At 65.1% G+C, this 12,793-nt stretch carries 11 protein-coding genes; all 11 read right to left on the bottom strand.

Annotation, left to right across the window (positions count from 1 at the left end):
* Positions 1–6: 6 nt before the first annotated feature.
* Positions 7–2,028 carry an alpha-glucosidase gene (locus CLU90_RS07570; RefSeq protein ID WP_100427590.1) on the bottom strand — a complete coding sequence of 674 codons (2,022 nt, stop codon included), beginning with the start codon at positions 2,026–2,028 and terminating at the stop codon, positions 7–9.
* 69 nt (positions 2,029–2,097) lie between these two features.
* On the bottom strand, positions 2,098–3,498 hold the full coding sequence (locus CLU90_RS07565; RefSeq protein WP_157808770.1) for a porin: 1,401 nt from the start codon (positions 3,496–3,498) through the stop codon (positions 2,098–2,100).
* Positions 3,499–3,562: 64 nt separating this feature from the next.
* On the bottom strand, positions 3,563–5,017 hold the full coding sequence (locus CLU90_RS07560; RefSeq protein WP_100427588.1) for an NAD-dependent succinate-semialdehyde dehydrogenase: 1,455 nt from the start codon (positions 5,015–5,017) through the stop codon (positions 3,563–3,565).
* A 30-nt stretch (positions 5,018–5,047) separates the two neighbouring features.
* Positions 5,048–5,836 carry an SDR family NAD(P)-dependent oxidoreductase gene (locus CLU90_RS07555; RefSeq protein ID WP_100427587.1) on the bottom strand — a complete coding sequence of 263 codons (789 nt, stop codon included), beginning with the start codon at positions 5,834–5,836 and terminating at the stop codon, positions 5,048–5,050.
* A 28-nt stretch (positions 5,837–5,864) separates the two neighbouring features.
* Positions 5,865–6,773, bottom strand: coding sequence for an SMP-30/gluconolactonase/LRE family protein (locus tag CLU90_RS07550; RefSeq protein ID WP_100427586.1), 909 nt, complete (start codon positions 6,771–6,773; stop codon positions 5,865–5,867).
* Positions 6,766–7,662, bottom strand: a complete 897-nt coding sequence (locus CLU90_RS07545; protein WP_100427585.1) for an aldose 1-epimerase — start codon at positions 7,660–7,662, stop codon at positions 6,766–6,768. The genes CLU90_RS07550 and CLU90_RS07545 overlap by 8 nt, the downstream gene beginning before the upstream one ends.
* 8 nt (positions 7,663–7,670) lie before the next feature.
* Positions 7,671–8,501 (bottom strand): carbohydrate ABC transporter permease, encoded by an 831-nt coding sequence (locus CLU90_RS07540; protein ID WP_100427584.1) that lies wholly within the window; start codon positions 8,499–8,501, stop codon positions 7,671–7,673.
* Positions 8,498–9,412, bottom strand: coding sequence for a carbohydrate ABC transporter permease (locus CLU90_RS07535; protein WP_100427583.1), 915 nt, complete (start codon positions 9,410–9,412; stop codon positions 8,498–8,500). The genes CLU90_RS07540 and CLU90_RS07535 overlap by 4 nt, the downstream gene beginning before the upstream one ends.
* A gap of 75 nt (positions 9,413–9,487) precedes the next feature.
* Positions 9,488–10,738, bottom strand: a complete 1,251-nt coding sequence (locus CLU90_RS07530) for an ABC transporter substrate-binding protein (protein ID WP_100427582.1) — start codon at positions 10,736–10,738, stop codon at positions 9,488–9,490.
* 46 nt (positions 10,739–10,784) lie between these two features.
* On the bottom strand, positions 10,785–11,888 hold the full coding sequence (locus CLU90_RS07525; RefSeq protein ID WP_092709662.1) for an ABC transporter ATP-binding protein: 1,104 nt from the start codon (positions 11,886–11,888) through the stop codon (positions 10,785–10,787).
* A 64-nt stretch (positions 11,889–11,952) separates the two neighbouring features.
* On the bottom strand, positions 11,953–12,765 hold the full coding sequence (locus tag CLU90_RS07520) for an HpcH/HpaI aldolase family protein (protein ID WP_092709658.1): 813 nt from the start codon (positions 12,763–12,765) through the stop codon (positions 11,953–11,955).
* Positions 12,766–12,793: the final 28 nt, after the last annotated feature.

Here is a 12,793-nt window from a genome sequence, read left to right as displayed (position 1 = left end):
CCACGCTCATTTCGCCAGCGACAGGAAGAAGTCCTGCTGCGCGCAACCGCGCCGCACGAAGACGGGCGGCTGGCCCAGCGGCGCATCGACTTCCACGCGCTGGCCGCCGTCGAAGACCGTGCCGCTCCACAGGTGGATCCAGGCGTCGCCCTGCGGCAGGTAGGCGCTCCAGCGCGCGGCACCGGCCGCATGCACAGGCGCCACCAGCAAGTCGGGGCCGAACAGGTACTGGTCCTGGATGGCGTAGGTGGCGCGGTCGTGTTCATAGTGCAGGAACAGCGGGCGCTGCAGCGGCAGGCCGCGCGCCACGGCCTCTTCGGCCAGGGCGCGGATGGTGGGTGCCAGCGCCACGTGCAGCCGCGTCATGCGGGCGAAGTGGCGGAACACCTCTTCATCCTGGTAGAACTGGAAGTTTTCGTCGGGACGGTTGCCTTCGTGCGTGCGCATCATCGACGTGAACACGGCCATCTCCGTCCAGCGCTGGAACAGTTCGGCCGTGCGCAGGTTGCTGAACAAGCTCGTATAGCCGCCGATATCGCTGTGGTGGTAGGCATTGCCCAGGAGGCCGGACGACAGGGCGCCGCAGATCACCGTCTGCAAACCGTCGTGGCGGCTGAAGTCGACGGACTGGTCGCCCGCCCACAGCAGCGGGCAGTGCGCCTGCACGCCCGTGTAGCCGGCGCGCATGAAGAAGGTGGCGTCGCCCGTCTTGCCGGCCCGCTCGATGGCGCGCGCATTGACTTCGGCCCACAGGGTCGGCCACGCGTTGTGCATCAGGCGCGCGTCGGCGCCATTGTGCAGGCGCAGGTCGATCGGCAGGTATTCGCCGAAATCGGCCATCCAGCCCGACAGGCCGAAATCGAGCATTTCCTGGCGCAGGATGCGTTCCTCGAACCACAAGGCGGCCGCCGGATTGGTGAAGTCGACGACGCCGCAATCGAATTCGCCGAAGTCGACCAGGTAGGCGCCGCCATCCATGCTTGTCGCCAGAAAGCCCTGCCGCAGCGCTTCCTGATACAGGGTGCCGTCGTTGCACAGGTAGGGATTGACGTAGCCGAGGAAGCGGATGTCCTGCGTGGCCAGGTCGGCGATCCAGTTTTTCAGGTCAGGATAGCGCTGCGGCTGCCAGCGCCAGTCCCAGAACAAGCGTTTGCCGAACGAGGTCTGGCGCAAGCCCACCCAGTCTTCGCACCACAGGGCGCTGACGGGCAAGCCGTGTTCCTGCGCCTGCGCGAGGATGGCGCGCGCATGTTCCTCGCCGCCTTTCAGGCCCAGCATGGCGCCATTTTGCAGCCATGCAGGCAATTGCGGCTGGCGGCCGAAGCGCTGCGAGACGACGCCGACCAGGTCGGCGAAGGTATCGGCCAGCATGAATTCCAGGCGCTCTGGCATGGCCCAGAATTGCAGCTCGTGGAAGTCGGGCTGGCGGAAATCGAAGTCCGCATACGCCGTCGTTTCCGCATGCAGGCAGTAACGCTGCGAAGAGATGAAGCTCGGTTGCGGATAATTCGTGTGATAGTAGTCGCCGCCCGACTTGGACGTCACGTCCGCCTGCCACGTCAAATGCGTCGACTTGTCGCGGCCCACGCCCGGCTCCGACGTCCACAGGGGGAAGTGGCGCCCGCGCAGGTCGAAGTACGACATCTGCTCGCCGCAGCCCCACACATGTTCATCCTGTTCCGCCGGCAGGCGCAGCCACAGGCGGTTCCAGCCCGGCGCCGCATAGCGCACCACCAGGTGCACGCCATGCGGCGTTGCCTGCACGGCCAGCACCAGTTGCGGTGTCTCGCCCGCATGGCGCGCAAAGCGCAGGGTGGTGGCGCCATCGTCCTCGGTGACGGCCAGCGCGCGCAGGGCATTGCGCTCCTCGACGTAATCCTCGATCTCGAAGTTACCGCGGTACATTTCCATGCTTTCGCGGCCCTGGCCGACGAACACGCACGGCGCAGCGGGACTGTGGCGCAGCAGCAAGCGGCCGGCGCAGCGCAGGGCGACGCTGTCATTTTCCTGGTGTAGTGTGTACTGCATGACGATCAACTCCTGTGAAAACCGGCCGCCCGCGTGGTGGCGCATGGCGGGCCGGGGTTACTGCACTAATTAAAAGACGAGGAACATGCCGGCGGTCAGCTCGACGGGGCTGTAGCCGAAGTAGTTATTGTCCCCCCGGAACTGCAATACGCCCAGCTTGGCGTGGCTGTTGTTGGCGATGCGCGTGGCATACGCATAGAACGACAGGGTAGGCTGGAAGTTGTACAGGTAGCCCAGCGAGTAGGCCGTCGACTTTGGCTTGCCCACGCCATCGCCCGTATTCGTGCCGAAAGCGCCTTTGGCGTTGGCGCCGTCATAGCTGATGTGCGCCAGGCTGCCTTCGATGCGGTGCTTGCCGATGTCATATGCGCCCGACACGCCGAAGGCGTCGGCCGCATAGCCGCCCGCGTTCGACACGCGGTAGGACGTGTAGGAGCCGCCCAGGGTAAAGTCGTTCCACTTGTAGCGCGCGCCGACGATGTCCGTGACCTGGTTGCGCTTGATGAAGTTCGGCGTGCCGGCCGTGCTGATGTCGTTGCTCTGCTGGTAATCCATGTGCGCATAGCCGAGGAACAGGTCGCCCTTCTTGTACAGCACGTTGGCGGCCCAGCTGCGGCCATCGTTTTCCAGGTCGGTGGCGGAAGACGCCTGCTGGCCAGCCGAATACGATACCTCGGCCGAAATATTGTTCCAGGTGGGGCTGCGGTAGCGCAGCGCGTTGCCATAGAACAGGGCCGTGCCCGAGTTGTTGCCGGCCAGGCTAGTCGTCTTGCTGGCGTTGCCCGTCACGGGGTCTTTCAGGTAGCGGCCCAGCGATTCGGGGCGCGTGAGCGAAAACAGGGCGCTGAAATCGTTGGCGCCGTAGTTGTGCGCCGACGCCAGGTCGGCGCCCAGCGAGACCCAGAACGGCGCCATGTACATGGTGCCGCCTTCGACCGAGCCCCAGGTGGTCGACGCAAAGCCGACGGTGGAACCGCGGTTGAACAGCACGGACGAGGTGGTGTTGTTTTGCGTGCCGCCGCCCGCGTTGCCGTTGAACAGGTTCAGACCCGTCTCGACGCCGAAGATGGCCTTGTATTCATCGCTGAAGACCCAGGCGCCCGTCAGGCCCAGGCGGCTGGCCATCTCGCCCTGGTTCAGGCGGTGGTTGGTCAGCTGGCGCCCGCTGGCGTCCTTGCCGCGCGAGACCGTGTAGCCGATGTCGCCACGGCCGTACAGCTTCCAGTTGAAGCCGGTGACGGGTTTTATCGGGGCCGCCGCCGATGATGCCGGTGCGGCCGCCATCGCTGCTGCTGGCGCTGGCTGGGCAGCCTTCGCTTCCATCTGCGCCACCCGGTCCTGCAACTGGGCCAGCATGGCTTTCATGTCGCTCAGTTCGTCGGCGCGCGCGTTAGCGCTAACAAATGATGCCGAGAAAAGGGCGCCCGTGATGGCCGCGGCCAATGTGGTCTTGCGTAACGTCGTTTGCATGATCTTGTCTCCTGTGTTTTTATAGGTGTATTGTTGCTGATCCCTGCCTTGCCTAATTAAATAATCAAATCCCTCCCATGCACAAATATTTGATATCGAGGAAGTCGTCCATGCCGTAGTGCGAGCCTTCGCGGCCCATGCCCGAATGCTTGACGCCGCCGAATGGGGCCATTTCATTGGCGATCATGCCCGTGTTGATGCCGACCATGCCCACTTCCAGTTCTTCGGCCACGCGCCAGACTCTGCCCAGGTCGCGGCTGTAGAAATAGCCGGCCAGGCCGAACTGCGTGGCGTTGGCCATGGCGACGACTTCGTCTTCGCTGCCGAAGCGGAACAGGGGAGCGAGCGGGGCGAAGGTTTCCTCGGTGGCCACCAGCATGTCGCTGTTCGCTTCCAGCACCACGCTGGGCTCGAAGAAGCTGCCGCCCAGCGCGTGGCGCTTGCCGCCGATGGCCAGCTTGCCGCCCTTGGCCAGCGCGTCGGCGATGTGCTGCTCGATCTTGCGCACGGCGTTTTCATCGATCAGCGGGCCTTGCGTGACGCCAGCGTCCAGGCCATTGCCCAGTTTCAGCTCGGCCACCTTGGCCACGAGGCGGGCGGCGAAGTCGTCGTAGATGCTGTCCTGCACGTAGATGCGGTTGGCGCACACGCAGGTCTGGCCGCTGTTGCGGTATTTCGACATCAGCACGCCTTCGACGGCCGCGTCGATGTCGGCGTCGTCGAAGACGATGAAGGGCGCGTTGCCGCCCAGTTCCAGCGACAGCTTCTTGATGGTGCCGGCCGCCTCGCGCGACAGCCAGGCGCCCACTTCCGTCGATCCCGTAAACGTGATCTTGCGCACCAGGTCGTTGTGGCACAGTTCCGTGCCGATCGCTTGCGCCGCGCCCGTCACCACATTGAAGACGCCGGGCGGCACGCCGGCGCGCAGCGCCAGTTCGCCCAGGGCCAGGGCCGACAGCGGCGTTTGCGACGCCGGTTTCAGGACCATGGCGCAGCCGGCCGCCAGGGCGGGGCCGGCCTTGCGCGTGATCATGCCGTTCGGGAAATTCCATGGCGTGATGGCCGCGCACACGCCGATCGGCTGCTTGATGACGACGATGCGCTTGTCGTTCGACGGCGGGGCGATCACGTCGCCATACGCGCGCTTGCCTTCCTCGGCAAACCATTCCAGGTAGGCCGCGTTCGAGACGATCTCGCCCTTGGCTTCGGCCAGCGACTTGCCTTGCTCGCTGGTGAGGATCAGCGCCAGGTCGTCGGCGTGCTGCAAAATCAAGGCATGCCAGGTGCGCAGCACTGTGGCGCGCGCCTTCACCGTCTGCTTGCGCCACAGCCGGAAGGCCACGTGCGAGGCGGCGATGGCGCGCCGCGTCTCGGCCGCACCCATGCGCGGCACGGTGGCGATCACTGCACCCGTGGCCGGGTTGGTCACGGCGATGGTGGCGCCGTCATCGGCATCGCACCAGACGCCATCGATCAGGCATTGCTGTTTCAACAGGCTTGCGTCTTGCAGGTTCAACATGAGGGTTCTCCTTGGATGGGGGGATGCGGTTTAACCCGCGACAGAGACTTGGGCGAGGCCGGCGTCGACGATGATGTTCTGGCCCGTGATGCCGTCCGAATCGTCGGCCGCCAGGAACAGGGCCGTGCGCGCCACGTGGCCCGCGTCGAGCCGGTATTTCAGGCATTGCAGTTCGATGAAACGCCGGTCTTCTTCCGGATCGCGCCACAGCGCGGCCTGGCGGTCCGTGGCGATGGCGCCCGGGGCGATGGCGTTGACGCGGATATTCTGTTCGCCCAGTTCGCGCGCCAGGGTGCGCGACAGGCCCGCGATACCGGCCTTGGACGTGGTGTAGCCGACCAGGTTGGGACGCCCGCGCATCCAGGAAATGGAGCCGAGGTTGATGATGGAGCCGCCGCCGGCTGCCGCCATGCCGGGCGCCACCTGCTGGATGGCGAACACGTGGTGCTTGAGGTTCAGGGCCAGGCAGTTGTCCCAGTACTCGGGCGTCAGTTCGGCCAGGCTGTGGCGGTCGTCGCGGCCCGCGTTATTGAGCAGCACGCGGATGGCGCCGAAACGCGCCTCGACGTCGGCCAGGCTGGCCTGGTAGGCGGCGATGTCGCGGATGTCGCTGTAGATGAAATGCGGCGCATGGCGGCACAGGGGCGCCAGGCGCGCGGCCAGGGCGGCGCTGGCGTCGCGGTCGATATCGCAAAAAGCCACTTGCGCGCCTTGCAGGGCGAAGTGTTCGACCAGCGAGGCGCCGATGCCGGAGCCGCCGCCGGAGACGAAGACCACGCGGCCCTGCAGGCTGGGGTAGAGAGTGATGTTGGCGTTCATGCTGTCCTCGGGAGGGTTGTGTGGGGTATCAATCCCGGTAAAGGGGTTCGGCGCGGCCTGCCACGTCCAGGCGCACGGCAAAGAGGCCGCCGGCCTGCGGCTGGCGCGCCAGTTCGTCGTCCGCCGCGCCTTCGCGCGCGCTGGTGATGTACAGGGTGCGCAGGTCGGCGCAGCCAAAGGCGATCATGGTGGGGCGCGTGACGGGCACGCGCACGATGCCGATGATTTCGCCCTGCGGCGAAAAGCGCAGCACCCGGCCGCCTTCGTACTGCGCGCTCCAGTAGCAGCCTTCGGCGTCGATTGCCGCGCCATCGGGACGGCCGCCATACACGGCTTCTTCGCCCTTGAGGGTCAGGCGCGCGAACACCTGGCGCTCGCCCACCTGGCCGCTGGCCGCGTCAAACGCGAAACGGTAGATCACGTGGTTCGGCGTGTCGGACTGGAACAGTGATGCTCCATCGGCCGCGAACGCGAGGCCGTTGCTGACCTTGACGCCGAAGCCTTGTTGCGGTCCCCAGCCCAGGCGCGTGGCGCCCCGTTCCAGGCAAAACATGGCGGCCAGTTCCGCCGTGCGCGGCTCGTACATGGCGCCGGCCCAGAAACGCCCGGCGCTGTCGCAGCGGCCATCGTTGAAACGCATGTCGCTACTGTCGTACGGTGCATCGGCCAGCTTGTCGAGCAAGCCTTCCTGCGGATAAAAGCGGTAGAAACCGTCGCGCAGGGCCGCCACCAGGCCGCCCTTTTCAGCCAGGGCGATGCAGCCCGGCTCGCACGGCACCCACCAGACGCGGTCGAGGTTCGTGGCCGGATCGTAGCGGTGCAAACGGCGTCCGGCGATGTCGATCCAGTACAGACACTGCTCGGCCACGCTCCACAGCGGGCATTCGCCCAGCTGGGCGCGCGCATCAAGCACGAGTTCGGCTTGCCATTCACGCATGCTGGGCCTCCGCAGTGTCTTTCATGGCCAGGCGCATGGCGATGTGCAGGCTTTCGCCGGGCGCCAGCACGCGCATGCCCGTGCCCTGCGCGCCGCGCGCGGCCAGCGCGAACGCGTTATTCGCATGCGTGACGGGTTCCAGCGCAATGAAGCCGCGCTCGTCGTTCGGCGCGAAGCAGACCAAATGGCCGCAATTGTCGCTGGCCGACAGCTGCACGCTGTAATTACCGTAATCGAGGCTGGCGCGGCCCATCCAGCCGCTGTAGCAGTTGTCCGCCTGCCAGCCGGCCACCGGCTGCGGCGTGGCGAATGGCGACGCTTGCGCCACGGGTGCCAGGCCGGCCGGCAAGCGGTCGGCGCCCATGCTCCACACGCCATCCCACTGCGCCTGCAGGCGCAGGCCAGGGGCCAGCGGAAAATAGGGGTGGAAACCCAGGCCTACCGGCATGGCGCGCGTGTCGTCATTGCGCACCGATAAGGTCAGGCGCAGGCCGGCATCGTCGAGCAGCACGGTTTGCTGCACCGTGCAGGCAAATGGCCAGTCCGCGTCGCCGCCATGCACGAGCAGCAGTTCGGCGCTGTCGGATGTGCGCGCCGCCACGTGCCAGGCGCGCTGCCAGCCAAAGCCGTGGATGCTGTGCGGCTCGGGCGGGAAGTTGGCGCGCAGCGCATGCGTATGCCCATCGGCTTGCAGCATGGCGTTGCCGATGCGGTTGGAATACGGCGCCAGCGGATAGCAGGCCATCTGCCGCACACCGGCGTTGGCCGGCGCGGCGCGCAGGATGTCGCGCCCGCGCCAGCGGAGCGCCGCCAGCGCGCCACCCGTGGCCGGGTGGACGTCGGCGCGGCAGTCGCCGTGCGCGAGGGTGAAGGGAGACTGATGGTCCATGTCTTACCTCAGCCCTTCAAGCCGCCCGAGGTCAGGCCGCTGACGACCTTTTCCTGGAAGATCACGATCAGCACGACGATGGGCACGATGGCCACCACCAGCGCCGCCGAAATGATCGGCCACGGGAAGGCGAACTCGCCCTGGTACAGCTGGATGCCGACGGGCAGGGTACGGTATGCCACGGCCGAATTCATCGACAGCGCCAGCAGGAACTCGTCCCAGGAATTGACGAAGGCGAGGATGGCGGCCGTCGCCACGCCGGGCGCGGCCAGCGGCAGCACGATGCGCCACAGGGCGCTGATGCGGGTGCAGCCGTCGAGCATGGCCGCGTTCTCGATGTCGCGCGGGATATCCTGGAAAAAGCTCACCATCATCAGGGTGCAAATCGGCAGGTTCAGCACCGTGTACGGCAGCACGAGCGCCCAGTAGGAGTTCAGCAAGCCCAGGCTGCGCATGATCTCGAACAGCGGCACCATCAGGGTCACCAGCGGGAACATCGACACGCCGATGATGGCCGTGAGGATCAGGCCGCGGAAACGCAGGCGCAGACGGGCGATCGCATACGCGGCCAGCGCGCTGATGAACAGGCTGAGCAGGGTCGACAGGCCGGCCACGATCAGGCTGTTGGTCAGGAACGTCAGCAGCGGCTGGTCCTGGAAGGCGGAGATGAAATTGCCGATGGTCGGTTCGTGCGGCCAGTAGGTGATCGGCTTTTGCGTCAGTTCGCTCTCGGTTTTCAACGAGGTGAAAAGAATCCACAGGGCGGGGAAGACGCCGTTGAGGATGACGATCGCGGCGGCGAACCAGCGCAGGCGCTTCGATGAAAACAGGCCGCTCATTCTTTGTCTCCTCTTACATATTTCAGATACACGAACGTGGTGGCCATCGACAGCAGGAACATGAACACGGCCAGGGTCGAGCCGTAGCCCACATCAAGGTAGTCCACCGTATTGGACTGGATGTACATGGCCAGGGTCTTGGTTTCATCGCCAGGGCCGGGCATGTTGTACGGAATATCGAAGGACTGGATGGCCGTCAGGGTGCGGAAGATCAGCGCCACCAGCATCGATGGCACCAGCAGCGGCAGGGTCACTTCCGTAAATTGCTTCCACTTGCTGGCGCCGTCCACTTCGGCCGCTTCATACAGCGAGGCGGGGATGGTCTGCAGGCCGGCCAGCAAAATCAGCGCCATGAACGACGAGGTTTTCCAGATGGTCGTGATGCAGATGGCGGCCATGGTCAGCGCGGGCGAGTTGAACCAGATTTGCGGCTCCCAGCCCAGGCCGGGGATCAGCAGGTCGATGCGGCGGATGATGTCATTCACCAGGCCGTATTCGCTGTGGAAGAACCATGCGAAGATCAGGCCGACGAAAGCGAGCGGCAGTGCCCACGGCAGCAGCAGCGCCAGGCGCACGGGCCAGCGGTATTTGAACGGCATGTTGGCCAGCATGGCCAGGCCCAGGCCCGCCACCAGCGCGCCCGGCACGGTGACGACGGTGATGATGATGGTGTTTTTCAGCGACTTCCAGAACAGGCTGTCTTCCAGCGCCATCTTGTAGTTGTCCAGGCCCACGAAACTGGGCAGGCTGCCGCCGGACAGGCGGATGTCGAAAAAGCTGTTGTAGATCAGTTTGCCGACCGGGTAGGCCACGATCAGCAGTAAAAACAGAATCGCCGGCGTCAGCAGGACCCAGGCCAGCGTCGTTTCGCTGGGGTCCGTGATGCGGCTTTTCAGGGTGCGTTGCCTCATGATTTCCTCGTCTGTTGCGGTGTGCGTATGCGTGTGCCGCCCGGACCGCCGTCGTGGCGGCCGGGCGCATGCCGGTTAGCGCAGGATGCGCTTGACCCGGTTTTCGATCTCGCCCACGGCCGCCGCCGGCGTTTTCACGCCCGCCATCACGGCATTCGTGTTGACGCGCACGGCTTCGGACACTTCGCTGTAGCGCGGCGTGACAGGACGCGAACGGGCGCTTTGCACCACCGGCAGGGCATCGGCGAACCAGCCATTGACGGCCAGCACTTCCTTGTCCTGGTAGACGGACGGGTAGACGGGCAGGTTCGAGGCCTTGATGGCCAGCTGCTTCGACACTTCCGGACTCGACAGCCAACGCACCAGCTTGGCCGACGCTTCCTTGTTCTTCGAATACGAAGACACGGCCCACTGCCAGCCGCCGATGCACGAGGCCGGCTTGCCGCCCGCCATGGCCGGCAGGCTGACGACGCCCACTTTATCTTTCACGCTGCTGTCGGAGCCATCCTGGAAATGGTTCCAGGCATAGCCCCAGTTGACGGCGAACAAGACGTTGCCGGCCTGGAATTCCTTGCGCGTATCGTCGGTGGCCACTTCGGCGATGTTTTTCTTGGCCACGCCTTGCTGCACCAGCTTGCTCCACATGGCCAGGCCCGCTTCCGCCTTGGGCTTGTCCAGGGTCAGCTTGCCATTGGTGACCAGCTCGCCGCCCTGGCTCCAGTACGGCAGCAGGAAGGTGCACACGGCGCCTTCGATGGCCTTGCCCTGGAAGCTGATGCCTTGCAATTCCGGATTCTTTTCGCCGGCCTGGATGGTGCGCGCCACGGTGGCCAGCTCATCCCAGGTTTTCGGCGGCGCCAGCTTGTACTTGGCCAGCAAGTCCTTGCGGTAATAGAGGAACATGGCGTCGGCAAAGGCGGGCAGTGCGACGACCTTGTTGTCGACCATATTCGCCTGCTTGTAGGCGGGAAGGTACTGGCCCATGATCTTGTCGCGGTCGGCGCCCAGGTATTTGTCCAGGCTTTCGATCCAGCCTGCCGAGGCATATTGCGCCGGGCGGATGATGTCGATCAGGAACACGTCCAGGGTCGAGTCGCCGGCCGACAGCACCGTGTTCAGGTATTTCTGCTGCAGCTCGGACGTGGCGCCGCCCGTTTCCAGGTCGATCTTGACGCCGGGATTGGCGGCCATGAACTTGGCGAACAGTTCGCGCATGACTTCGGGGCGCTCCTGGCCGCCGACAAAGACCTTGACGGTTTGCGCGTGGGCCGCAGTGGCAAGGACGAACGTGGCGCCGAGCGCCAGGACGAGGGATTTGATACGCATGATGTTTGTCTCCTGTTTTGGTATGGGAATGCCGCTTGTGCGCGGCTTATCGGGATGGCAGTACCGCGCCGCCCTGCGGATCGAACAGATGGAATTTCTCCATGTCCAGCTGTACCGTGACTTGCTGTCCTGGCGCCAGTGCAAACGTGGGTGGCAGGCGCGCCGTCAGTTCGCCGCCTTCGCACTGGAAGATCACCAGGGTTTCCGCGCCCAGCGGTTCGACCACGACCACGGTGGCGGCCAGCGCGGCGCTGGCGTTGCCGGCCGCTTCCAAGGTGATGTCTTCCGGGCGGATGCCGAATTCCACGGTGCGGCCGTCGAGCTTGCCGCAGGCTGCCTGGCGCTCAAGCGGCAGGGCCAGGCGGGCCTTGCCCAGGACGATATCAAACTGGCCGGCTTCATTGCGCGCCACCTTGGCGCCAAGGAAGTTCATCGGCGGCGAGCCCGTGAAGCCCGCGACGAATTTCGACACGGGTTCGTTGTAGATCTGGTCCGGCGTGCCGACCTGCATGATGTTGCCGCCGGACAGCACGACGATGCGCTCGGCCAGGGTCATCGCCTCGACCTGGTCATGCGTGACGTAAATCGTCGTGGCGCCGATGCGCTGGTGCAGCTTCTTGATTTCCGTGCGCATTTCCGAGCGCAGCAGGGCGTCCAGGTTCGACAGCGGTTCATCGAACAGGAACAGCTTGGCCTGGCGCACGATGGCGCGGCCCATGGCCACGCGCTGGCGCTGGCCGCCGGACAGGGCGCGCGGCTTGCGGTCGAGCAAGTGGTCGATTTTCAGGATGGCGGCCGCGGCGCGCACGCGCTGTTCGATTTCCGCCTTCGGGAACTTGCGTAGCTTCAAGCCGAAGCCCAGGTTGTCGAACACGGACTTGTGCGGGTACAGCGCATAGTCCTGGAACACCATGGCGATGTCGCGCTCGCGCGGCGGCAGGTCGTTGACGACCTGTCCTTCGATGGAGATGGTGCCGCCCGTGATGGACTCGAGCCCCGCGACCATGCGCATGAGGGTGGACTTGCCGCAGCCCGAAGGGCCCACGAAGACGACGAACTCGCCTTGCTTGATTTCCAGGTCGATGCCATGAATGACTTCGACGCCGTTGTCGTACTTCTTGACGACCTTTTCCAGTTTTACACCTGACATGCTTGTCTCCAAAAGATGCGAATGACGCGTCTGAGCGCGCTACGTGCGTTGCAACAGAAATAGATTAGTAGGCGCCCGTGTCGAGGGCTTTCGCCAGTGACGGTTTCAGGGCCGTGATAAAGGCATTGGCCTGGCGCATCATCATGCCCATGTCCGAGGCGATGGCCACGTAGTCATAGCCGTAACTAATGAAAGTGTGCACCATTTCCGGCGAAGGGCCGACAATGCCGATGGGTTTGCCGATGGCGCGGGCACGGCGGGCCGCGTCGGCAATCGCCGCCTGCACGTCGGGATGGCCGATATTGCCGATATGGCCCATGGCCGCCGACAGGTCGCCGGGACCGACGAACAGCGCGTCGACGCCATCGACGGCGGCGATCTCTTCCAGTTGCGCCAGGGCGGCAGGCGTTTCCAGCTGGATAATCGAGAAGACGGCGCCGTTGGCGCGGGTGGCGTAGTCGGGCACGGTGCCGTAGCGGCTGGCGCGGTGCATGGCGGCAAAACCGCGCGTGCCGGGAATAGCCTGGCCCGGCTGCGGATAGCGGGTGGCGGCCACGGCGCTGCGCGCTTCTGCCGCGCTTTCCACGAACGGGAACATCAGGGTCTGCGCGCCGATGTCGAGCGCGCGCTTGATCTGCACCAGGTCGTTCCAGGCCAGGCGCACGACGGGGCAGGCCGGTGTGCCGCCCACTGCCTGCAGGATCTGGTAGGCATCCTGGTAATCGATGGGCACGTGTTCCATGTCCAGCACCAGCCAGTCGAAACCGGCGCAGCCCATGGCTTCGGCCGTCACGGGCGTGCCGGCCATCAGCCAGCTGCCCAGCGGTACTGCTTTGTCCGCCAGCAAGGCGCGGAAGGGGTTGTCGAGGATATCCATAATTACTTTGTGCTCTCTATATATGTCG

The organism is Janthinobacterium sp. 67, from assembly GCF_002797895.1.
In the GTDB taxonomy this organism is placed as follows: domain Bacteria; phylum Pseudomonadota; class Gammaproteobacteria; order Burkholderiales; family Burkholderiaceae_D; genus Janthinobacterium.
The sequence above is the reverse complement of the archived record's forward strand: the minus strand, read 5'-3'. Positions and strand labels throughout refer to the sequence as shown.

Bases quoted from the DNA above. Each gene is read 5' to 3' on its own strand.
- CLU90_RS07570 (WP_100427590.1), bottom strand. From the start codon at position 2,028: ATGCAGTACACACTACACCAGGAAAATGACAGCGTCGCCCTGCGCTGC.
- CLU90_RS07565 (WP_157808770.1), bottom strand. From the start codon at position 3,498: ATGCAAACGACGTTACGCAAGACCACATTGGCCGCGGCCATCACGGGC.
- CLU90_RS07560 (WP_100427588.1), bottom strand. From the start codon at position 5,017: ATGTTGAACCTGCAAGACGCAAGCCTGTTGAAACAGCAATGCCTGATC.
- CLU90_RS07555 (WP_100427587.1), bottom strand. From the start codon at position 5,836: ATGAACGCCAACATCACTCTCTACCCCAGCCTGCAGGGCCGCGTGGTC.
- CLU90_RS07550 (WP_100427586.1), bottom strand. From the start codon at position 6,773: ATGCGTGAATGGCAAGCCGAACTCGTGCTTGATGCGCGCGCCCAGCTG.
- CLU90_RS07545 (WP_100427585.1), bottom strand. From the start codon at position 7,662: ATGGACCATCAGTCTCCCTTCACCCTCGCGCACGGCGACTGCCGCGCC.
- CLU90_RS07540 (WP_100427584.1), bottom strand. From the start codon at position 8,501: ATGAGCGGCCTGTTTTCATCGAAGCGCCTGCGCTGGTTCGCCGCCGCG.
- CLU90_RS07535 (WP_100427583.1), bottom strand. From the start codon at position 9,412: ATGAGGCAACGCACCCTGAAAAGCCGCATCACGGACCCCAGCGAAACG.
- CLU90_RS07530 (WP_100427582.1), bottom strand. From the start codon at position 10,738: ATGCGTATCAAATCCCTCGTCCTGGCGCTCGGCGCCACGTTCGTCCTT.
- CLU90_RS07525 (WP_092709662.1), bottom strand. From the start codon at position 11,888: ATGTCAGGTGTAAAACTGGAAAAGGTCGTCAAGAAGTACGACAACGGC.
- CLU90_RS07520 (WP_092709658.1), bottom strand. From the start codon at position 12,765: ATGGATATCCTCGACAACCCCTTCCGCGCCTTGCTGGCGGACAAAGCA.